The organism is Laspinema sp. D2d, from assembly GCF_025370755.1.
Taxonomy (GTDB): domain Bacteria; phylum Cyanobacteriota; class Cyanobacteriia; order Cyanobacteriales; family Laspinemataceae; genus Laspinema.
This window is the reverse complement of record NZ_JAMXFC010000010.1, coordinates 12,916-33,215: the sequence shown is the minus strand read 5'-3', so window position 1 is coordinate 33,215 and position 20,300 is coordinate 12,916. Positions and strand designations below refer to the sequence as shown.

General features: G+C 47.0%; 23 protein-coding genes. 3 read left to right on the top strand and 20 right to left on the bottom strand.

The window, feature by feature from the left end:
• The first annotated feature begins 2 nt into the window (after positions 1–2).
• Complete coding sequence (locus tag NG796_RS09230; protein ID WP_261205958.1) at positions 3–842, top strand: SWIM zinc finger family protein; 840 nt, start codon at positions 3–5, stop codon at positions 840–842.
• Between the two features lie 109 nt (positions 843–951).
• Here the strand turns inward: NG796_RS09230 and NG796_RS09225 are convergent, their stop codons facing one another.
• The 12 genes from NG796_RS09225 to NG796_RS09170 form a co-directional block, all read right to left on the bottom strand.
• Positions 952–1,617: a Na(+)/H(+) antiporter subunit B gene (locus NG796_RS09225; RefSeq protein WP_261205952.1), complete on the bottom strand. Its 666-nt coding sequence runs from the start codon at positions 1,615–1,617 to the stop codon at positions 952–954.
• A complete protein-coding gene (locus NG796_RS09220; RefSeq protein ID WP_261205951.1) occupies positions 1,617–2,213 on the bottom strand; it encodes a DUF4040 domain-containing protein in 597 nt (198 codons plus the stop codon). The genes NG796_RS09225 and NG796_RS09220 overlap by 1 nt, the downstream gene beginning before the upstream one ends.
• Complete coding sequence (locus NG796_RS09215) at positions 2,206–2,484, bottom strand: monovalent cation/H(+) antiporter subunit G (protein ID WP_261205933.1); 279 nt, start codon at positions 2,482–2,484, stop codon at positions 2,206–2,208. The genes NG796_RS09220 and NG796_RS09215 overlap by 8 nt, the downstream gene beginning before the upstream one ends.
• Entirely contained in the window at positions 2,481–2,732 is a 252-nt protein-coding gene (locus NG796_RS09210) for a hypothetical protein (protein ID WP_317619291.1), read from the bottom strand. Before NG796_RS09210 ends, NG796_RS09215 begins: the two co-directional genes overlap by 4 nt.
• Positions 2,733–2,743: 11 nt before the next feature.
• Positions 2,744–3,130 carry a cation:proton antiporter gene (locus NG796_RS09205; RefSeq protein WP_261205930.1) on the bottom strand — a complete coding sequence of 129 codons (387 nt, stop codon included), beginning with the start codon at positions 3,128–3,130 and terminating at the stop codon, positions 2,744–2,746.
• A 2-nt stretch (positions 3,131–3,132) separates the two neighbouring features.
• Entirely contained in the window at positions 3,133–4,575 is a 1,443-nt protein-coding gene (locus NG796_RS09200) for a cation:proton antiporter (RefSeq protein ID WP_261205928.1), read from the bottom strand.
• On the bottom strand, positions 4,572–4,913 hold the full coding sequence (locus tag NG796_RS09195) for an NADH-quinone oxidoreductase subunit K (RefSeq protein ID WP_261205925.1): 342 nt from the start codon (positions 4,911–4,913) through the stop codon (positions 4,572–4,574). The genes NG796_RS09200 and NG796_RS09195 overlap by 4 nt, the downstream gene beginning before the upstream one ends.
• A 436-nt stretch (positions 4,914–5,349) precedes the next feature.
• Entirely contained in the window at positions 5,350–8,943 is a 3,594-nt protein-coding gene (metH, locus tag NG796_RS09190) for a methionine synthase (protein ID WP_261205923.1), read from the bottom strand.
• Between the two features lie 350 nt (positions 8,944–9,293).
• On the bottom strand, positions 9,294–9,581 hold the full coding sequence (locus NG796_RS09185; protein ID WP_261205908.1) for a DUF1778 domain-containing protein: 288 nt from the start codon (positions 9,579–9,581) through the stop codon (positions 9,294–9,296).
• Between the two features lie 237 nt (positions 9,582–9,818).
• The gene (locus NG796_RS09180) at positions 9,819–10,121 is read right to left on the bottom strand and encodes a DUF3368 domain-containing protein (protein WP_261205906.1); all 303 of its coding nucleotides are present in this window, start codon (positions 10,119–10,121) and stop codon (positions 9,819–9,821) included.
• Positions 10,122–10,130: 9 nt separating this feature from the next.
• Entirely contained in the window at positions 10,131–10,307 is a 177-nt protein-coding gene (locus tag NG796_RS09175) for a hypothetical protein (RefSeq protein ID WP_261205898.1), read from the bottom strand.
• Entirely contained in the window at positions 10,304–10,552 is a 249-nt protein-coding gene (locus NG796_RS09170) for a UPF0175 family protein (protein WP_261205892.1), read from the bottom strand. The genes NG796_RS09175 and NG796_RS09170 overlap by 4 nt, the downstream gene beginning before the upstream one ends.
• 198 nt (positions 10,553–10,750) lie before the next feature.
• Here NG796_RS09170 and NG796_RS09165 point away from each other — a divergent pair, with 198 nt between their 5' ends.
• On the top strand, positions 10,751–11,074 hold the full coding sequence (locus NG796_RS09165) for a DUF4926 domain-containing protein (RefSeq protein WP_261205891.1): 324 nt from the start codon (positions 10,751–10,753) through the stop codon (positions 11,072–11,074).
• A gap of 86 nt (positions 11,075–11,160) precedes the next feature.
• Here the strand turns inward: NG796_RS09165 and NG796_RS09160 are convergent, their stop codons facing one another.
• The 8 genes from NG796_RS09160 to sipA form a co-directional block, all read right to left on the bottom strand.
• The gene (locus NG796_RS09160) at positions 11,161–11,550 is read right to left on the bottom strand and encodes a 6-pyruvoyl trahydropterin synthase family protein (RefSeq protein ID WP_261205889.1); all 390 of its coding nucleotides are present in this window, start codon (positions 11,548–11,550) and stop codon (positions 11,161–11,163) included.
• Positions 11,551–11,821: 271 nt separating this feature from the next.
• Positions 11,822–12,349 (bottom strand): DUF192 domain-containing protein, encoded by a 528-nt coding sequence (locus NG796_RS09155; protein WP_261205888.1) that lies wholly within the window; start codon positions 12,347–12,349, stop codon positions 11,822–11,824.
• 30 nt (positions 12,350–12,379) lie between these two features.
• Entirely contained in the window at positions 12,380–13,072 is a 693-nt protein-coding gene (locus tag NG796_RS09150; protein ID WP_261205887.1) for a GDYXXLXY domain-containing protein, read from the bottom strand.
• Between the two features lie 154 nt (positions 13,073–13,226).
• Entirely contained in the window at positions 13,227–14,630 is a 1,404-nt protein-coding gene (locus tag NG796_RS09145; protein ID WP_261205878.1) for a DUF2157 domain-containing protein, read from the bottom strand.
• A gap of 219 nt (positions 14,631–14,849) precedes the next feature.
• Positions 14,850–15,482: a hypothetical protein gene (locus tag NG796_RS09140; protein ID WP_261205876.1), complete on the bottom strand. Its 633-nt coding sequence runs from the start codon at positions 15,480–15,482 to the stop codon at positions 14,850–14,852.
• A complete protein-coding gene (gene coaD / locus NG796_RS09135; RefSeq protein ID WP_015150586.1) occupies positions 15,395–15,943 on the bottom strand; it encodes a pantetheine-phosphate adenylyltransferase in 549 nt (182 codons plus the stop codon). Before coaD ends, NG796_RS09140 begins: the two co-directional genes overlap by 88 nt.
• Before the next feature lie 654 nt (positions 15,944–16,597).
• Complete coding sequence (locus tag NG796_RS09130) at positions 16,598–17,497, bottom strand: YegS/Rv2252/BmrU family lipid kinase (protein ID WP_261205869.1); 900 nt, start codon at positions 17,495–17,497, stop codon at positions 16,598–16,600.
• The gene (gene sipA, locus NG796_RS09125) at positions 17,494–17,754 is read right to left on the bottom strand and encodes a regulatory protein SipA (protein WP_261205866.1); all 261 of its coding nucleotides are present in this window, start codon (positions 17,752–17,754) and stop codon (positions 17,494–17,496) included. Before sipA ends, NG796_RS09130 begins: the two co-directional genes overlap by 4 nt.
• A gap of 584 nt (positions 17,755–18,338) precedes the next feature.
• On the opposite strand from sipA, the gene NG796_RS09120 reads away from it, so the two are divergent.
• The gene (locus NG796_RS09120) at positions 18,339–20,183 is read left to right on the top strand and encodes a CheR family methyltransferase (protein WP_261205851.1); all 1,845 of its coding nucleotides are present in this window, start codon (positions 18,339–18,341) and stop codon (positions 20,181–20,183) included.
• Positions 20,184–20,300: the final 117 nt, after the last annotated feature.

Genomic DNA, 20,300 nt, shown 5'->3' with positions numbered 1-20,300 from the left:
TCATGGCAAAATTTAGTAGAACCTGGTGGGGAAAACGCTTTATTGAAGCATTAGAAGACTTTACCGATTCCAGCCGACTGGGAAGGGGCCGGTCCTACGCGAATAATGGCAAAATTAAAGAGTATCGGATTATCAATAACCAAATTACCGCTAAAGTTCGGGGTTCGGTTAATCCCTATTTTGGGGTCTACAAAGAACCCCTTTATACGACCAAAATTGAAATCACTCCGATTTCCTCAGCGCAATGGTCTAAAGCCATTAAAACTATTGCGTCTAATGCCAGTTTTGTCTCCAAACTGTTAATGAATGAAGTGCCGGATAATATTGATTCCGCCTTTTCTGACTTGAAACTGCATTTACTTCCGGACAGTCGGACAGACTTCAAAACCAGTTGTTCTTGTCCCGATTATGCCAACCCTTGTAAACATATTGCTGGGGTTTATTATTTAGTGGCGGCGCAATTAGATTCTGACCCGTTTTTACTCTTTGAATTGCGGGGACTGTCTCGGGAAGATTTGCAAACTGAACTGGCAAAAACCCCATTAGGAGAAGCGCTTTCTGCCTCCTTACATGAAACGGCGATCGCCCCAGAACCCTCGGAATCCTATTACACCCAACCGGAACGAGTCCCCCTGAATGCCACCGCCGATTTAAAAGAGTTTTGGATGGGTTCCAAACGACTCCCACCGCCACCGCCACCCCCCCAACCAGCGATCGTTCCCGCTATTCTGATTAAAAAAGCCGGAGATTTTCCTCCCTTTTGGCACAAAGATATTTCCTTCCTGGAGGTGATGTCCGACTTTTACACTCGTGTCAAAACCAAAAATAAAGAAGTCTTGTAAGTCCAGTCCCTTTCCCAATGCCAAGGGGAAGGGGACTAGATTAGGAATGGTTTTGCCGCCTCAATGGGATGACCTAAACTGTAGGCGAATTTTAAACAAACTCGAACCCTCACAGCAAGCCACGATAGCGAATAAAGAGTAGAATTACCGCCCATGAACCCAAGGCTACTTTGATAGCAACCAGAATGTTTAAAATGGGCAACATTCCCCCACTCAGCAACGCACCCAGTTGACCGTGAGGTAACTCAATTCCCGCTAGGGTAAACATGGATAAACAGATGAAAGTGATGACCGAAATCTTCTCCCAAGTCGCGGTATGCCACCGCTTATAAATAGACTGCATCACTTCCATTGATGAAGTAATAGCGATTAACCCGATCGCCGTCCCTCCTGCTACCCCGGCAGCAAACCCTCCCCCAGGACTTAAATGGCCGCGAAGTGCCAGTTCGACGCCCACTAATGCGGCGATCGTTGCGCCTAAGCGGGCTAAAACAATGGAGGGTGGATCGTTGAATTGATGTACATGAGCTATGGGTTTTTCATTAGCCAGTAAATATTTTACTCCAAAAATGGCAATTGAAAAAACCACAACTTCAAAGATAGTATCGTACAACCGATTTCTCAAAATAATGGCCGATACGGTATTAGGTACACCACTCTCCCGAATCACCGATTGCACAATTTCTAAGGTACTTTCATCGGTTAGGATAGAATTAGAGGTGAATAAAATTTTCAGACAAAGAGCGATTCCCGCCAGAACATAAATCCATTTCATTAATGCTGCTCCGATGAAGTTAACTGACTCATTAAAGGATTGAAATAAGTAACCTGGGTCTCCGATGGCAGCTCATCTTTCATGATTTCATAAAGACGCTTAATCCGCGTGGTGGTTTGATATGCGGTTACTTTTTCTAAGGTAGTTGTGAAGGTGAGATCGCCATGTTCCACCAGGGTTGGCTTCACATAAATGGCATGAATTTCTCTTTCTTTAAAGGCTTGATTCAAAGCTAATTCATCGGGATACGGAACTAATTCAAGGCGCATATACCGTTTAGCCAAAACCGCTCGTAAATCCTCGATGGGTTTTCCGGCAGGGCGATCGCCTTCTGGATATTCCCCTTCAATAAACCCCAGGCGCATCACCATTGAGGAACGCACCGCCACAGCGGATAGAGTAACCGCCAGCAAGGTTCCCATTAACGCTTCCGTTAAGGCCACATCTGGGGCCCCCAACAGGGCATAAACCAAAGCTGCCACGGCCCCTAATATCCCCCGAATAATGAGGGCATGAAAGGGATCGGTTTGCACCACTAACATACAAGCCGATAACGGCAACAGCGCCACGATCGCATAGATATAAAATTCAGTCATGAGACTCCTGTGCACTGGAACAATAGGCTAAAACATATCCCAAAATTGTATTCCAAATGGCTAAAGAAATCAGGGCCAGCAGAATTAAAGGCCATTCCCTCGGGATTTTCAGCAGCAATCCAATGGTAATAGCCATAGAACCCAGGGTATCCGCCACCGAAAGAGCATGGAGCTTATATAACACCGATCGCTCCCCTAGTAAGGGAAAAGTCCCCCAAAACCAGAAGAAAATTCCGACACCGATACAACCATAACTCAAGATGTCAATCATACTTCATTCAAGCGTTTCAAAATGTGAGCAAGCAACATTAAACCGGCATTTCCAACGCTGAGAATAATCACGGCTGTGACCCCGATATTCCAATCATCGCGAAACACAGAAACGACTAAAATCATGATGGAAGTTTTCGTGGCACTACTGGCAAAAGCTACCATTTTTTGCCAAACATCATCATCTTTCCAGGCTTCATACATGGGAATTAACAGCGCCAAAATCATGGCAAACAGTATCCCATTCATTGCTAAATTCATTAGGGGCTTCTCCGGCGCAAACGATGGACTTCATACCAGCCTTCTTCGTGATATCTCGAAACAATCGTCTTGGGGGTAAAGGTAATCAAAAAGATATCTAAAAAGATTAATCCGGCGGAACGACGAGGGGGGGCTTGTTCCATCGTGATCTCTTCAAACCGATGAGGGAACAAGATGATTTCAAAGGCTTCCTTATAGGCGATCGGAACGGCCACGACAATCTCCCACAAAGCTCGCATCCAATCTTGAATCTGCCCCCTAGTTTTATGGTTGTGAGGTAACAGTAGGGAAATCGTGACTCCGATTAGGATATTCGGTAAACTCAGATCCGAAGTCAACAGAAACCAGATGATCAATCGTAGGATTAAATTGAGATATCCTATCATAATTAATGCCCCCTCCAGGCCAACCAGAACAGCAGAACGGCAATCAGACTCATCACCCCAGTCAAATGCTCAAATTCCTCGAATTTTCGGGGTAAATTCAAAACCCACCGTTGAATAATCGCTAGGTAAATCACGGCCCCCACTACCACAATCCCAATTGCTTTGAGAATATTGGCAACCGTATAGAGTTGATAATGAACCGCATTGGCAAAAACTAATCCTCCCAACAACAGCCCGATCGCCAACCAAAAGCCCATCCGCATTGGTTGTTTAGGTTCCGTGTTGCCATGAGGGAGAAACATAAATTTGCCAAAACACATGACAGTTCCCACCGCTGCCAAATTCATGGGAATACTTTGCCAAGAAAGCAAATGTTGTAAGGTTAACATCTTGGCTTCAAATCCCGCCATTAAAGGAAACCCAGAAATAGATAAACTGGCTAATCCCAGGGGAACCCATAATGCAGTATTCATGGGATTGGTTTGCAGGGTTTTGAAGTCGCGACTTGGCAAATTCCCGGCAATTAGAAACAAACTCGATTTCACTAATCCGTGGGTGAGGGTATAAAACCCTGCCACTTCTGGGGCGGAAATAATCCACCCTAACTGGGAAACTGTACTAAAGGCTAAGAGGCGTTTTGTATCTTTTTCAAACAACGCATAACTCACCCCTAAAATCGCTGTTCCTACCCCAAAAATTCTAACAATGGGACTAACTTCCTCTAAAATTAGAGCACAACGAACTAAAGGATACGCACCGGCTTTGACGACAATTCCCGACAACAGGGCCGAAACCGGGGTTTCTGATTCTGAATGGGTTAAGGGTAACCATAATCCCGATACAAAAATTCCCGCCTTGGTTAACAATGCCATGAAAATTAAAGCCAAGGCTTCTGGGGGTGCACCGCGCAATCCTTCAAAACTAAAAGAATGATGCGCTTTATAAACCAGAACGGCCCCCACGAGATAAAATAACATGGCGATATTGCTAACAAATAGATAGCGCAACGCCACCCAAATTGAGCGATCGCTTCTCGAATAGCTCACCAGCAACGAAGCCGCAATTCCGCTCACCTCTAGCGCCACATATAAGCTCATGAAATCGGTGCAAATAAAGGCGGCATTCAGGCTGCCATGCAGCACAATCATTTGGGCGTAAAAGAAAGCAGTTTTCTCCGTTTCCCAGCAGTAAAAAATTACCGCAGCGGTGACCAAGGCATTGGTTAAAATAAAGTAACCGCTTACTTGATCAATGAATAACGTCACCCCCGCTGAATCAAGTAATTGCAAAGCCAGGGGCGATTCCATTAAAAACACCTTGACGGCAAATACAGCAGAAGCCACCGCCGTGAAGGTCGCGAGGGAGCGATCCAGTTGGGGAATGATAAAAATAGTGAAGCCAGCCAAAAAGGGCAGGGCCATCCAGGCGATCGTCAGGATATTCATGGGGTATTATTTTTTTCTATTTCGGAGAGTTCTAAAGTTGGATTATCCCGGGCTAATTTCATGACCCCAACTAACATTACAGCCTGAATTGAAAACCCAATCACAATCGCCGTTAAAATCACGGCTTGGGGAACTGGATCAGCGTAGGCTACGTTGTCAACCCCATCAGCGGCGACAATCGGGCTCACGACACCCCCTCGGGATGCCACGAATACATAATAGGCAATTACCCCTGTACTCATGATATCCATTGAGACAATTTTCATCACTAGGTTCTTTTTAAAAAGAATTCCAAAGAATCCGCATAAAATGGTTGCAACAACAAAAGCTTCTAACACGGCAAGGGTGGACAGGGTAAGGAGGACGGGTTACGCTCAAGGAACGATTTAATGTAATGAGCTTACAATAATTAGAGAGAGATTGGAATATCCTACTGGAAAAAAATCATAAAAATTTTTGGGGTAGTTTACGCAGTCTCGCTTATAGATACTCATCTAAAAAGGCTGATGGGATTGAATCTTTAAAAGCCCTTCTGAGAAGGGCAAGTCAATTCATGAATTTCCCCTATCTCAATTATTGAGTCTCCCTATCTGAGCCCTTCAGGGTAAACAAAAAGCCCCCCGTGAATCCAAGATTTCTGCCTCGGGCTTCCCCTTTAAAAAGGGAGAGGGGGATCCAAGGGGGACGGGAGGGACTCAAGGGGGGAAAGGGGAATCAATCCTGAATGATCGCATTTATCTCTTGATTTGAGGCAGCATTCCGCCCCGGAAGAGATTAGGCGCTAAAGTATTTCGCAACCGGATGATAAGTCACGATCGCCGTGGTGGATTGTTCCGGATAAAGCTGTTCACTTTCATCCATATACAAGTTAATGCGATCGCTGCCTAACAAATCCAATTGCTTATACTGGTCCTGCATATTCGGACAAGCGGGATAGCCAAAACTATACCGAGAACCGCGATAACGTTGCTGCAAAATTTCCCGAATATTATCCGGTTCCTCACTGGCAAATCCCAACTCCCGGCGAATTCGGGCGTGTAACCATTCGGCGATCGCCTCCGCTGTTTGCACCGCAATCCCATGAAAATACAAATAATCCGTATAGCGATCGCCATCAAATAACTGTTTGGCGTACTCCGTCGCTACTTCTCCCACCGTCACCGCGTGCATGGGAAATACATCAATATGACCCGTTTCTTTCGGTGCAAAAAAGTCCGCGATACATAACCGCCGCATCGACTTTTGTCGAGGAAAATCAAAGGTAGTAATAGGTTCCGTTACCGCACCTTTTTCCCCTTCCTCCGGCTGATAAACTAGCAAACAATTCCCCTCAGCCTGACAAGGAAAATAGCCATAAACTGCCTGGGGATGTAACAATTTTTCCGAAAATATCCGTTCCTTCCAAGTCTCTAAAATTGGATGCACCGTTTCCGCCAAAAAGGCATCATACTCTTCCCGAGATTGACCTTGGGGCTTGCGGAATTGCCATTGTCCCACAAACAGCGCTTGCAAATCCATATACTCGAACACTTCCTCCAAAGGAATATCCTCGGGTTGCAGCACCTTCGTTCCCCAAAATGGCGGCGTAGGGCGCTCAATATCAATCGCCACGGCATCAGAACGGCGGGTATCCACTTCCGCCGGTTCTTGAGATTTTGGAGTTGCCTTTTCGACCTTTTCCCCATTCTCAGTCGTTGCTAATCCTGCACTTTCTTTCGCCTCCGCCTCATCCAAGAACCCGGTTAAATCATCCCAATTTTGCGCCGCCTTGGCAGGCATCAATTTATCCATAAAATGCAAGTCGGAAAAGGCATCTTTCCCATAAATGACTTGACCTTTGTAAGTATTCTGACAATCCTCATGGACAAACTTCGGAGTTAGTGCCGCACCCCCCAAAATCACCGGGACACTGATTCCCCGTTCGTTAAACACCTCCAGATTTTCCTTCATAAACGCAGTAGACTTCACCAACAGTCCACTCATGGCAATACAATCTGCCCGATGTTCCTCGTAGGCTTGGATAATATTCTCTACCGGCTGCTTAATTCCTAAATTAATCACCCGATAGCCATTATTCGTGAGAATAATATCCACCAAATTTTTACCAATATCGTGAACATCGCCTTTCACTGTGGCAATAATCACCGTCCCTTTGGCATTATCTTCAGACCCTTCTTTTTCCATAAAAGGTTCCAAATAAGCCACCGCTGCTTTCATGGTTTCTGCCGATTGCAATACAAAGGGTAATTGCATTTGTCCCGAACCGAACAATTCCCCAACCACCTTCATCCCATCCAACAGATATTGATTAATAATTTCCAGAGGCGGATAGGTTTCTAATGCCACGGCGAGGGCTTCCGTCAACCCAATCCGTTCGCCATCAATAATATGATTTTTGAGCCGTTGTTCAATGGGCAAACTGGCATCAATTGAGCGGTCCCGTTTCGTAGTTTTCCCTTGGAAAAATTCCGTGACTTTCGCCAGGGGGTCATAAACACAAACATCCCCCTCAAACCGACGGCGATCGTAAATCAAATCCCGGCAGACTTCTTGCTGTTCTGAGTCAATTTTAGCCAAAGGTAAAATCTTGCTGGCGCTGACAATGGCGCTATCCAACCCCACCTGCATTGCTTCATGTAAAAACACCGAATTCAGCACTTGTCGCGCTGCTGGATTCAAGCCAAAGGAAATATTAGAAACCCCTAACAAAATGTGACAACCGGGCAGTTCTTCCCGGATCCGGCGAATTGATTCAATTGTCGCTTTTCCATTCTCCCGATCTTCTTCAATCCCGGTAGAAATCGGTAATGCTAGGGTATCAAAAAACAATTCATGGGCGGGGACACCATAGGCGATCGCCGCATTATATGCACGCTTGGCAATTTCAAACTTGCGTTCCGCCGTCCGCGCCATCCCCTCCTCATCAATCGTACCCACAACCACCCCCGCCCCATACTGCTTCGCCAAATCTAGCACTTTGTAGAATCGGGGTTCCCCATCTTCAAAGTTGGTGGAGTTCATCAAACACTTACCCCCGGCAACTTTCAACCCCGCCTCCATCTTCTCCCATTCCGTGGAATCCAGCATCAGAGGTAGGGTTACATTTGTCACCAACCGGGACACCAACTCGTGCATATCCCGCACCCCATCCCGTCCCACATAGTCTACGTTCACATCCAAAATGTGAGCGCCTTCTCGCACTTGTTCCCGTCCCAGGGCTACTAATCCATCCCAATCTTCCGCATTCAGCATCTCCCGGCACTTCTTAGAACCGCTGGCATTCAGCCGTTCCCCGACAATCAGAAACGAATTATCCTGTTCATAGGGTTGCGCACTATAAATCGAAGCCGCAGCCGGAGTATATTGGAACAAATTGCGAGGCGCAGGAGTGCCATTTTCCCCCCAAACCCGCACCGATCGCTCCTTCGGCTTCAAACTCTTCGACAATTCCGCTAACTGAGCAATGTGAGGCGCTTGCGTCCCACAACACCCGCCAATCACCTGCACTCCCAAATCTTCTACAAAGTGCATCAACGCCATCCGCAACTCCATCGGCGTCAACTTGTAATGCGCCTGTCCCCCAATATTTTCAGGTAACCCAGCATTGGGAATACAGGACACCACAAACGGGGAATTTTCAGTTAAATACCGGATATGTTCCTTCATTTGAGCGGGACCCGTGGCACAATTGAGACCCAAAATATCAATGGGATAGGGTTCTAAAATTGCCAAAGCTGCACTAATATCAGAACCGACTAACATCGTTCCCATGACTTCCATCGTGATGGAAACCATCAAGGGTAATCGCTGACCTCTTTTTTCAAAAACCGCTTCAATGCCATTCAATGCCGCCTTAATTTGCAACACATCCTGACAAGTTTCCACAATTAATAAATCAACCCCGCCATCAATCAACCCCTCAGCTTGTTCACTAAAAGCATTTTTCAGCGTATCAAACTCAATATGTCCCAAGGTGGGTAATTTCGTCCCCGGACCCATTGAACCGGCGACAAACCGAGGCTTTTCCGGGGTAGAATATTCCGCAGCCACGCTTTTAGCTAATTCCGCCGCCATTTTATTGAGTTCATAAGCGCGATCGCCCAGATCATATTCCGCCAACACAATGGAAGTCCCGCCAAAGGTGTCAGTTTCAATCACATCGGCACCCGCTTCCAGGAACCCACGATGGACAATTTTCACCGCTTCCGGCTTCGTATAGACGAGATATTCGTTACAACCTTCCAAATCCTTGCCGCCAAAGTCATCAGCAGTCAGGTTCTGAAATTGCAGACTCGTACCCATCGCGCCATCAAAGACAATAACCGGGCGATCGGGACTATGCAGACGTTGAAGAAAAGCAGGGGTCATAGCAACATCAAGATAAGATTTAGTATTTGATTACTTTATCTTATTCTGGTTTGAGGTTCAGCAGTCCAGACCCCAAGTTTTTGGATCCACTCTCCCCCCAGGCGCGATGGAGAATGAAAGTATAATCAGCACAGGGTAGGCCCCTTGAGCCTGGGGACCTCTGGTTTCTGGCAGAGTGGCAAGGAATCCGTGATGATTTGATATCCAATTCGCTGATTCCCTCACCAATCACACCCAACTGCGCTGTCAAGCCCCGAATCCATCTTGATTCAGAGAATTAAATCGATTTTTTAGTAAAAAATCGCATCATTTTTGGGGGTTTGAATTCCGGAAATCTGAGCAAGTTTCAATTAGTTTTTTATGACGTCTTTGTATTGAGAAAATGCAGATTTAATTTTATCATTTAGCTGAGGAGGATTAAGAATAGAATTCGCAAAGGCTACGCTATCCTCCTGGCTGAGTTTAAGAGTTTGATGCTCTTGAATCACTCGAATAGCTTCTGCCTGAACCGTTGAGACAATAAAATCATTAAGGCTAAGTCCCTGAAGATAGGCCGCTTTTTCTATAAGTGCTTTCGTTTCTGGGCTGCTCTGAGCTTCTAGTCGCGCCCTCAATTTTGGATTGATTTTATTGGCCATATTGATAACCCAGAGAAATTTTAGAGAGGCTATGTATGCAATTTTATTGGGCAATTTGCCGGATGTCAACCACAGTTGCTTTTGCAGATGGGCAGTGGCGATCGCCTCCGACGGCGAGAAACGGTTTGGTTCAAAGGAAAAGACCCTGGGGGGCGATCGGGTTGGGATAACTCAACTGACGATTATAGATTGTCAATGGGATAGGTGGGGAGAAGGCGATCGCCTCTGCAACACCAATTACTCGCCAACATCCTGTAAAACCCGAGCGTATAGTTCGTCGCCAACCCGAAACCGAGAAATATCAATTAACTCATCGATTAAAGGTTTAATTTCAGTAATCAATTCCCGGCGTTTAGCAACAATCAAAATACCTAAAACCCCCGTGAGTTTTATTCCCAGGCGAGAAGCAACGGCTCGACCTTTCCGTTCATCAATTAAGAGCCGATCCGCGTTTAATTCTCGGGCTAAGGCGATCGCTTCTGCTTCCCCTGGATCTAACGGTTCTTGTTGCAGTGCTATCACGAAAGAAGGGTTAACCACCGGACGAACTTAAATCCAATCTAAATCCTGCACTTCCCTCGTACCAGGGACGGGAGTCTCCACCCCAGTTAGCTCGTTGTAAACCGCTTCAGGAATAACAATCTGAGTATAAAGTTGTTGCAGTAGGTCTAGCTGGCGAATGGCCGCCAGATTGGTAATGGGTGAAGTGTTGCTAACGACTGTCACAAATCCCCCAATTCCTTGAGATTTTTAATATCCAATTCATAATCTTCTATTTCATAAAAATACGGGGGAATATTGCGAGAAATCAGCAACTTCTCAAACCCAATTCTTGGCATCCCAGCTAATTGGCTGGCTTGGACCAAAGAGAGCTTTTGTTGTTGGAAAAGCAGCATGGCAATTTCCTGCTTTAACTCGGCCTCAGTTATTTGTGCCGCTTCCAGGATTTCATCGGGAATGGTAACGCTCATGATTCGGGGTTTCTCAACTGGCTACTGTCATCTTACCGGATAAAGCAGGGAGTTGGGGGCGATCGCTCCTGGGATAAATCAACTGGCTATTACAGATTGTCAATGGGATGGGTGGGGAGAGGGCGATCGCAGGGGGTGGATAGTAGAATTGGAAAGTGATGCCGCTAAATTAGTAACCCTATATGTTAGAAAAAGACTATGGAGGACCCTCAATTATTTGATATCATTGAACTGTTAGTCGATTTACCAAATTCTCATCTGTCAGCCGGAAGTCAGGGCGCGATTGTGGAGTGTTTTGCCGAAGGTGAGTATGAGGTGGAGTTTGCCAATGAAGAGGGAGAAACTTTGGCGTTATGTACCCTCTCCTCGGAAGCGTTTATCGTGGTTTGGAAGGCGAACACGAAGAGTTGGTTTTCCGTATCTGAGCGACTGGGGGCTGTGCTTTCCCGTTTATCGGAGGAACGTCAACAGGAAGTTTTAGAGTTTGCTCGTTCTGTTTATTCTCCTGGGAAATCTGGATGAATTCAGCAATTTTTACAACCCGCTACATCGGGGCAATTCCCCACAAAAAGCAGCTTTCACAAAGGCTGCTTTTCTATTTTTTCCCCTCAATCATCCTCATACTCAGCCCAGGAATTGGGGGTTTCTGAGACGGCTACTTTTAAGCGTACTCCTTCTGGTAAGCGGCGCTTGGTTTCGTCATAAATGTATTTGGCGATCATCTCTGCGGTGGTTTCATATTCCGGTGGCATGACGTCATTGAGGACGCAGTGATCTAATCCGCCTTTGGTGACGTCTCGTTTTGCCCAACGGAGGGTTTTGAAGTCAGCAACCATGACTTCGTGTGGGCAGTATTCTGAGGAGTGCAGCTTGTGGGTTGTGGCTTCTATGCGCACTCGATAGGTATGTCCGTGCATTCGTCCGCAGGGTCCATCGTAGTCTTTAATGAAGTGGGCACTGTCAAAGCTGAATTCTGTTGTGACTTTCCATTTTGGCATTGTTTTTCCCTCATGCGATCGCAACCCTACCCGATTCGGACAATAATTAAGGATCCGATCCACTGCGGTTGAACTAATCTTTTAGTATAGTCCAAACTCTCTTAAAACATAACACTGGAGTTATAAAACTGCTGGCTGAAGTGACTCCGGTAGAGGCGATCGCCTTCAGCTTACCGTCTCTTGTCAGTCAACGTCTTTTGATCGCCTGGGGCTTTTGGGACATTAACCTCCCAAAAGCCTTTTGAATCCGGCGCTGTCCTCTCCGGACTATTTACTCTAAAAACTCGATCGCAATCCGATCGCCGACTTGTATCCCCAGTTCCGCAGCGCGTCCTCCTCCGAGTTCCAGCACATGATCAACCGGGGTATTTGGCGGTCCGTAGAAGGGACAAGGGTTGGTGGTACAGGGGGGAACATCAGCGGCGATCGCTAGGACTTCTCCATCCCGCAAAAATATCATATCCAGGTTAATTTCAACGTTTTTCATCCAAAAGGTGACGGTTCTAGGCGGATTAAACGGAAATAACATCCCCCGATTTGGGGCAATCTCACTTCGGTACATCAATCCGATCGCCTGCTGTTGGGGTGTGGTTGCCACTTCTAAATCAATGGTTTGGTCGCCGATGGTTGCTTGTGCGGTAATGGGCAAATCTTGTCCCCTCTCTATTTGGACGATGGGTGAAGAAGACACCACTTCCCTATTGGGTTGGGCGTCGGCAGAAGGGGGTAATCCCGAAGGTGTACACCCCAATAAAAACAGGCTGAGACTGGTGACAATCAACTGGGCTAAACTATTCATATTCTAAGAGTTAACAGTTACTGGTTTGATTCAATTTGAGAGGGAATAGTTGCGATCGCCGACCCACAAATTAACCGGGACGGCTTTTCCTCGCGGATTCACTTTAAGCTGGATCATTAAGGGTTCTAGTTTTTCCTCCTGGGCCGTCGAATCCAAGCGTTCCAAAATTTCCTCCCGTTGCGATCGCATTAGGTAAAATTTTTCTCCCTCATACTCGACCAAATCTTCTAAAGATCTCCCCTTAATCATCACTTGATTTTCTCCTAATTCCGTGGGGCGATTGCCACTTAGCCCCACTGCCACCCAAGGGGTTGGCACTTCCCCGGCTTCTTCCTTGGTGGGCGGTTCCAAAATTACATAAAGGGTCAAATCCGGGTCTAACAATTTGGCGTTTGGGTTACACTGATTCTGCCGATTTCGGCGTTGGTTATTCCGGGGACAAGGTACAGGAGTTCCCGGCAGTTCTTCCCAACCGGGAATTTCTTCGAGTTTTTTGAAGCTGGAAATGTTATAACTGACCCGATTGGAAGAATTTCTAATAAATTTACTCACATTAACAGGTTCGGTTTCTAAAGTCACTAATTTTCCATTGGCTTCGGTATGAACTGCAAAAAATGCCCCGGTCAGCATGGCGGCAGTTTGAATGCACAGAGGAATTAAAAATCGGCCTAATATAAAGCTGGGTTTGATTTTTTCTGGGGAAGAATGCTGCTCGTTTTGCATAATTGATAAAACCCCCTTCTAGGCAGATCAGGGGAAGGGTCAGAATTAAAATTGACGAAAGAATGCTGATTTTTAATCTAAGGGTTTTGTTTTAACTTAACCTGCGCAGGAAAAGACCTATTACTATACACCTCTGTGCATGAGTGTGGGCTATTCATTCTCCTAAGTCTTGGTTTTCAATGGGTTTAATCCCAGTGCCTACGGTGAGGCCAATAGCAATTGTAGCCATTCCACAGAGAACAAAGACAATGGATTTCAAAACTAATCCGGTTTCATACTCCAGAACTCGGGTGAGAATTTGCAAGGTTAATAGTAGCGTACCCCACCAAAAAATTCGCCGATCGCCTTGGGTAAGACCCTGACGCATCAATCCGTATGCTAACAAAAATAGCAGGATGTTAAACAGTAAGGGACCCAGCAGGGGTAAGGGTTGGATGCCAAAATGCCAGAACAGCATTCCCGTGGCGATCGCAATCACCAGACCGATCGCATGATTTAAGTAAGCATCGGGGGAAGAAAAACGCCGGAAATTCTCTCCAGGACTGGTAAAATGCCACGCTAAGGCCAACCAACTCCCCAAGACAATGAGGATATCGAGGAGGTAGGCAAACCCTTGTTGAAGGGGAATTTCGGCAATGGTGGGATCCCAAGGCCCAATCAGGGAATCTGAGGACCAAAACCAATGGAAGGAGATTAAATAAAAGGAGACGGCGAGAAAGATTAGGGCAAAGGTGCGGGCGATGGGTCTAAATCGGGGGAGTTCTTCGACCTCATCAAACACCCCCGTTAATTGCCAGGGTTTATCATCGTAACTCCACAGGAGGGCAGGGGGTAGGGCGTAGGCGATCGCCAGTAGCCAATGATTTGGGACATTCAGCAGACTGAACCCGACGATTAGATTGACTTGCACCGACTGAATCAGGACCAGGGTCGCCAATCCAAAAATCCAGGGCGATCGGCACCAGTAGGCGAGGGGCACTAAGAGGAAGGCAGCAATTAGGGGCAGATGGAGGATCACGGTCCGGATCCAAAACAATCCGTCTCCTTGATAAACTTGGGCTAAACCGGGCCAGTATCCTCCCCCAATTAACAGAGTGGCTAAAATTCCACAGCCGCTCAAACGCAAGCTGTAAGCCATGACCAGCACCGCTAATCCCCAAATTAACCAAAATTCTCCCCACGAGGGATTCATGAGGAAAATTTCCCCAATCAGGGTGATGTTTAACCCGAGGAGGAGGGAACTCAGAAAGAATAATCCTTGACCTGTGCGGCTTTGCCATCCGGGGAAGCGATGCGATCGCCCCAGTGGATCGCCCCACAAATAGAAGGCACACAGATTCACGGCAATAAAGACTACCGCCAGGACAGCGGTTTTGATTTCCCGGTCCCAGACATCCCAATTGGCTTGGACTAAGGCGATCGCCCCGCTGGTGATCAGCAGGGCTCCCAACCCCACTAGGATCGCAATAAACCGAGTCTGATTCTGGCGATCAAGCGCTTCAAAGAGATAGCGACGGGACAATTCTTGATAGTGATCCTCGGAAATCAAGCCCTCCATTGTCCATTTCCGAGCCTCTGTGCGTAATTGGCGGCGAAATTTTTCCGAAACCATGAAGGGAAAGGATAAAAGAGGACAGCGTTGAAGGTGACAAATCCCCTGGTTGGGTTAGGGGAGTCAGTCCCCCGGGAGGGGGGCTGGGACCTGGGTATTCATTTCACAAGAGGTCAAAAACCTCAACTTTCGGCTAGGGGTAGGGTTGAGATGAGGGGTAGGGGTTTACTTAGATTCGGGGTCGAGTTGGGATCTCCCATTGCGAATGACGCGCAACATTTCTGAGAGTTGGCTTTCCAGGTTGTAGAGGACGCGATCGGCATAATCATCCGCGCCTTTTTCGATCGCTTCCGCCTCGGCGATCGCCCGGGACCTCATGTCCTCTAGGTCCTCCATCGCTTGCCGTCGCAACCGTTCGATTTCCGAAATCGTCTGTTCCTGGGCGGATTCGCAATCAAGCTGGACCTGTTGGCGCAGATGGTCTGATTCTAGCTTTGCCTGTCGGACAATTCCCATTTCATCGAGAATTTGGGCCGCCCTTTGCTCGGCAGCTTCCAAAATTTCCTGGGCATATTGTTCCGCTTGGACAATGATTTCGTCTTTGTGGCGGATGATTTCCTCTACTTCCTCAAAGGCAGCAGGTAAATTCAGCCGCAGGAGATCGAGCTGCTCTAGCAACTGCTCCTCATCCACCAGGGTCCTTCCCGTAAACGGGATGCGCGGACTTTCGAGAATCATCTCCTCCAGTCGGTTTAGTTCCCTCTGGATATCTAGGAGTCCCTGCTCGTGCTCGGGAGATTCTTCTGGGAGACTCGATCTGTCGTCTGGGTCAATCCGGGCTGTGTCTTGGCGTAACATCGGTAGATATCAAGCGCAACGTGCTGGGGAACAAGGTGATCGATGGAGCCGCCAAATCGGGCAACTTCCTTTACTACACTACTGCTTAAAAAGCTGTATTCGTTAGAAGTTGCTAAAAAAACGGTCTCGATTTCAGTCGCTAGGGTTTTGTTGGTATGAGCCATTTGGAGTTCTAGCTCGAAGTCCGAGAGCACTCGTAGTCCCCTTAACAGGACACTCGCCCCTCGAATTCGGGCATAGTTCACCGTCAAGCCCTCAAAACAGTCTATTTCTAAATTAGACAAATGGGGGGTCGCAAGGCGAATCTGTTCTAAACGCTCTTGCACGGTAAACAGTGGGGTTTTATTGGGATTAAGGACCACCGCCACAATCACCTGGTCAAACAGCTTACACCCTCGCTCTATGATGTCAAGGTGACCTAGGGTAATGGGATCAAAGCTGCCCGGATAAATTGCAATCACAAGGATTTAGTTATCAGATTCGCAGGGAGGGACTTTTGAGGTCAAGTAGGATGGCATTTCGATTAGGGCAAATGTGACGTTTGGACATCGGCTTTTGTTGAAATGGCAACGGCTACTGCACCCCATCATACCACCTTTAGGATGAGTGGCAACTTAACTTGCCAGCTTGTTCATAGTTAAGACTCATTTTTGAGAAAGCAACTCTCTATTTTTGGTGAATTTTTTTAGAAGATATCTGCTCACCCTGAACAGTTTAGGTGATTGGGATTCTGACCTATAAATTACAGGTCCAATCAAACAAAACATTAACTTGAGGACTTCTGCAAAATATTAGAGATTTAGAATAAAATAGAGACTTTTTCCAATTCAAACGGACTCGCCTCAGTGGATTGGGTCCTCTTGAACCCTTCCACTATTTCCTCAATTTCCGGCTCCACCCTTGCCAAAGCTTTGATGAATATAGATTTTTCCCCTGATTCAATCAGCGAACCCCCACCCTTGGACTCCTTCCTAACGCACAGGGGAGAGGACCGGCGGGGCTTTTACCCTGATTGGAGGGGGTGATTTATAGCCATCATCTTTGTAACAAGGGGAGTGGAGTAGATGGGTGTGTGGGACCGGAAGTGGCCCCATTCTTCATCTGTCCTCTGGGGACTAGATATCCGGAACCATGACATTTAAACTCAAGGGAAGGCATTCCACTTCTATCGGGGTAGTCCCTCGCAGTTCCCCATCTACGGTCACTTTTTGGGGGGGATTGGTGGTGACTTTGATGCGGTTAGTCCGCAGGTATAAAACATCATTGTGTTGAGACGCGACCCCCCGTAATGCGCCCGTCATTAAGCTAGAAACGGCTCCCAAAGTGCTCATTTCCGTCTGGGTGGATAGAATCGTGACATCGAGCAATCCATCGTCGGGGATGACGCCTCCAGGTCCTTGAGCCAGGACTGAGGTGGCGGGTGCAGCGTTGGCAACGGTGACGGCGATCGCCCGCAGTTTGCTAATTTCTCCGTCCATTTCCAGCTCAACGTTAAAGGACTGGATCTCCCAGAGTTTTTCGATTCCGGCAACTAAATAAGCCATTGCACCAAACCAGTTTTTGGCTTCGCGATCGGCTTGTTCCACGGTTTCTGCTTCCCATCCCACTCCTGTGAGCAAAATGCAGGGTTTCCCGTTACAAGTTGCGCCATCGATCGCCCGAATTAATCCAGATAAAATCGTCTGACAGGCTCCGGGTATATTGGTGGGAATTCCCAAGGCAGTGGCAAAAGCATTGGCAGTCCCTCTCGGGATCACTCCGAGGGGAATTTCTGTAGTAATTAAGGCTTCAGCTACCGCCGAAACAGTGCCATCGCCACCGGAAGCAATCACTAAATCAACTCCCCGGGCGATCGCCTCATGAGCCAGTTGACTTGGGTCTAAATCAGGTTTCGTATAGCGAATATCCAGTTTAATTTCTGGTTCTAAAAGTGAGAAAATCTGTTTGAGTTCGGCCTCGGGATTGCCTTTGCCAGAACAGGGATTAAAAATTAAGCAAGCTGAACGGGTGCTCATAGATTTTCTGCGGTTTCTTCCTGAGAGGTTTCCAAGGTATCCTGTATGGGTTCAATATAGTGGCTTTCGATGAGAAACGCCCCTTTTTTAAAGCGGACGCTCCAATATCCTCCGGGTTTGCGATCGATGATTGTGCCTTCTTCCCCCAAGCTGACGGCGTTGGGTGGACGGAGCATGGGGATGGGTTCAGCAGTTTTGAGGTAGGCGGGTAAGGCGACAACCCGGACGCGATCGCCGAGGGCGAATTCTTTTGACATTGCTTTGAGAATTTGAGGATTTATCTCTTAAATTTTAAAGGATAAAATCCATCCGGTCTAAACCAATTAAATTAGGGTATGATTGAACCATCAGAGGTCATCAGGAGTGACCTAAACCATTTTCCCCTAAAATTTATTCAACCCGCTCCATAATTCGGGGTTTTAATCAATGACATTAGCCGAAAATATCTTCGGGAGAGCGCCAATGCGATCGCCCCTTGTTACTCCATCGGCTTTTGATATTATAGCGCTCCCTATTTCCCCCAAGCGGGTCAATTCTCTCCAAGCGAATACCCCGGGACCTAACCTGCGGACTATCCTACCCCCGGTGATCATCAAAGGTCCTTACCCAACTTTTTTCTCAACAATACGAATACACTTCCCAATTGACGAGGGGAGATTTTGAGCCACCGCAGTACCCCAGCAGGCTAACAGGGGCAACCTTAAAATCTCCCGAAATTGGGAATATCCCCTATTGCGCCAGTAACTTTTATGAGAGAACATAAAATCTGTACTGCGATTAACTTACCTTCGCTGATTCTCTTATATCCTCTCTTAACTGCGTTCTCATCAAACCATCAACAATGACTGCAACTGATCAGACTTCAATCTTTGAAGCACTTTTAGAGTATCTGCGCCGATCGCGTGGCTTTGATTTCGTCGGATATAAGCGTTCTACCCTCCAGCGTCGAGTCACCAAGCGAATGCAGGTGCATCATATTGACAACTTTGGGGATTATCTGGAATACCTGAAAGTTCACCCAGAAGAATTCCCCGCCTTATTCAACACCATCTTAATTAACGTTACCAGCTTTTTTCGAGATCTCACGGCATGGCAATACTTAGCGACGCATACCCTGCCGCAAATTATCAAACACAAATCCCCGGAAGAACCCCTGCGCTTCTGGATTGCGGGTTGTGCCTCGGGAGAAGAAGCCTACACTTTGGCTATTTTACTGGCAGAAACCCTCGGTATGGAAGAGTGTCTGCGCCGGGTGAAAATTTACGCCACCGATGTAGATGAGGAAGCCTTGGCACAGGCACGGAATGCCAGCTATAAAGCCAAAGACATCGAGTCCCTCTCGGAGGAGTTTCAGCAGCGATACTTTAAGGAAGTCGGCGATCGCTTCGGGGTGGCTAGGGATCTCCGTCAGGTGGTGATTTTTGGTCGTCATGACTTGATTCACGATGCTCCCATTTCTCGCATAGATTTGCTGGTATGCCGCAACACCCTGATGTATTTTAATGCGGAAACCCAAAAGCAGATTCTGGGTCGCTTTCATTTTGCACTCAAAGACACAGGCTGTTTATTTTTGGGTAAAGCCGAAATGCTACTGACTAACGCTGATCTATTTAGTCCCTTAAACTTACAACACCGAATCTTTCAGAAAGTGCCAAAAATGGACCGGCGTGAGCGCCTCCTACTCTTAGCGCAGAATAGAAAAGAAGAAGCCGGGATGCGCTCGGCTTTAAATATCCGTCTGTTGGAAGAGGCTTTTAATGCGACGCCCGTGGCACAAATTGTCGTGGACTCTCAGAACAATCTCGCCCTAGCCAATCAGTTAGCTCGCGCCCGTTTTGACATCGATCGCCAGGACTTAGGACGACCCTTCCAGGATTTAGAAATTTCTTATCGTCCCGTGGAGTTGCGATCGCAGATTGAACGGGTCTACAAAGAGGGAAACTCGATTCTCGTTAGCGATGTAATTCGCACTTGGAGCGATGGCAGTATTCAGTATTTGGATATCGAAATCTCCCTCTTACAGCAAAATACCAACGATCCCCTGGGTGTAAGTATCACGTTTAACGAAGTGACCCGCTATCACCAGTTACAAGAAGAACTCGAACGGTCTAACCAAGAACTCGAAACCGTGAATGAAGAACTCCAGTCCAGCAATGAAGAACTGGAGACCACCAACGAAGAACTCCAGTCCAGCCATGAAGAATTGGAGACGACCAACGAAGAACTCCAGTCTACCAATGAAGAACTAGAGACGATGAATGAGGAACTTCAATCCAGCAATGAGGAACTTCAAACCATCAATGATGAACTCGGGCGGAAAACCATAGAACTGAATCTATGTAACGCTTTTTTAGAATCTATTTTTGCTAGTTTACAATCTGCCGTGATTGTGGTAGATCGTCAATTTAATGTTCAAACTTGGAACGAAGCAGCCCAAAATATTTGGGGACCAAAAGCTGATGAAGTCAAGAACAAATCCCTCTTTAATCTGGATATTGGCTTACCCTTAGAACGTCTGCGGGACCCCCTTTATCAATGCTTGAGTGGAACTCAATCGGGTCAAGAAATTTTCATGGATGCGTTAAATAGTCAGGGTGACTCGATTCAGTGCCGCCTGAGTTTTAATCCCCTCAAAGATGGAAGCAAAGAACCTCATGGGGTAATTCTTTTAATTAAAGAAGTTTAACCGGGGTTCTCTTTTGGAATCTTGTTTCTTCTTCCCCCTGGGATTTGTGCCTCGATTTGACAAATATAATCCCCGGATGAACCGGGAGTCCCCACTGACTCCGGGGTTAATTTATTG

Excerpts from the sequence above, each read along its gene's own strand:
- NG796_RS09230 (WP_261205958.1), top strand. The coding sequence starts at position 3 with ATGGCAAAATTTAGTAGAACCTGGTGGGGAAAACGCTTTATTGAAGCA.
- NG796_RS09225 (WP_261205952.1), bottom strand. The coding sequence starts at position 1,617 with ATGAAATGGATTTATGTTCTGGCGGGAATCGCTCTTTGTCTGAAAATT.
- NG796_RS09220 (WP_261205951.1), bottom strand. The coding sequence starts at position 2,213 with ATGACTGAATTTTATATCTATGCGATCGTGGCGCTGTTGCCGTTATCG.
- NG796_RS09215 (WP_261205933.1), bottom strand. The coding sequence starts at position 2,484 with ATGATTGACATCTTGAGTTATGGTTGTATCGGTGTCGGAATTTTCTTC.
- NG796_RS09210 (WP_317619291.1), bottom strand. The coding sequence starts at position 2,732 with ATGAATGGGATACTGTTTGCCATGATTTTGGCGCTGTTAATTCCCATG.
- NG796_RS09205 (WP_261205930.1), bottom strand. The coding sequence starts at position 3,130 with ATGATAGGATATCTCAATTTAATCCTACGATTGATCATCTGGTTTCTG.
- NG796_RS09200 (WP_261205928.1), bottom strand. The coding sequence starts at position 4,575 with ATGAATATCCTGACGATCGCCTGGATGGCCCTGCCCTTTTTGGCTGGC.
- metH (WP_261205923.1), bottom strand. The coding sequence starts at position 8,943 with ATGACCCCTGCTTTTCTTCAACGTCTGCATAGTCCCGATCGCCCGGTT.
- NG796_RS09185 (WP_261205908.1), bottom strand. The coding sequence starts at position 9,581 with ATGGCCAATAAAATCAATCCAAAATTGAGGGCGCGACTAGAAGCTCAG.
- NG796_RS09170 (WP_261205892.1), bottom strand. The coding sequence starts at position 10,552 with ATGAGCGTTACCATTCCCGATGAAATCCTGGAAGCGGCACAAATAACT.
- NG796_RS09165 (WP_261205891.1), top strand. The coding sequence starts at position 10,751 with ATGGAGGACCCTCAATTATTTGATATCATTGAACTGTTAGTCGATTTA.
- NG796_RS09160 (WP_261205889.1), bottom strand. The coding sequence starts at position 11,550 with ATGCCAAAATGGAAAGTCACAACAGAATTCAGCTTTGACAGTGCCCAC.
- NG796_RS09155 (WP_261205888.1), bottom strand. The coding sequence starts at position 12,349 with ATGAATAGTTTAGCCCAGTTGATTGTCACCAGTCTCAGCCTGTTTTTA.
- NG796_RS09150 (WP_261205887.1), bottom strand. The coding sequence starts at position 13,072 with ATGCAAAACGAGCAGCATTCTTCCCCAGAAAAAATCAAACCCAGCTTT.
- NG796_RS09145 (WP_261205878.1), bottom strand. The coding sequence starts at position 14,630 with ATGGAGGGCTTGATTTCCGAGGATCACTATCAAGAATTGTCCCGTCGC.
- NG796_RS09140 (WP_261205876.1), bottom strand. The coding sequence starts at position 15,482 with ATGTTACGCCAAGACACAGCCCGGATTGACCCAGACGACAGATCGAGT.
- NG796_RS09130 (WP_261205869.1), bottom strand. The coding sequence starts at position 17,497 with ATGAGCACCCGTTCAGCTTGCTTAATTTTTAATCCCTGTTCTGGCAAA.
- sipA (WP_261205866.1), bottom strand. The coding sequence starts at position 17,754 with ATGTCAAAAGAATTCGCCCTCGGCGATCGCGTCCGGGTTGTCGCCTTA.
- NG796_RS09120 (WP_261205851.1), top strand. The coding sequence starts at position 18,339 with ATGACTGCAACTGATCAGACTTCAATCTTTGAAGCACTTTTAGAGTAT.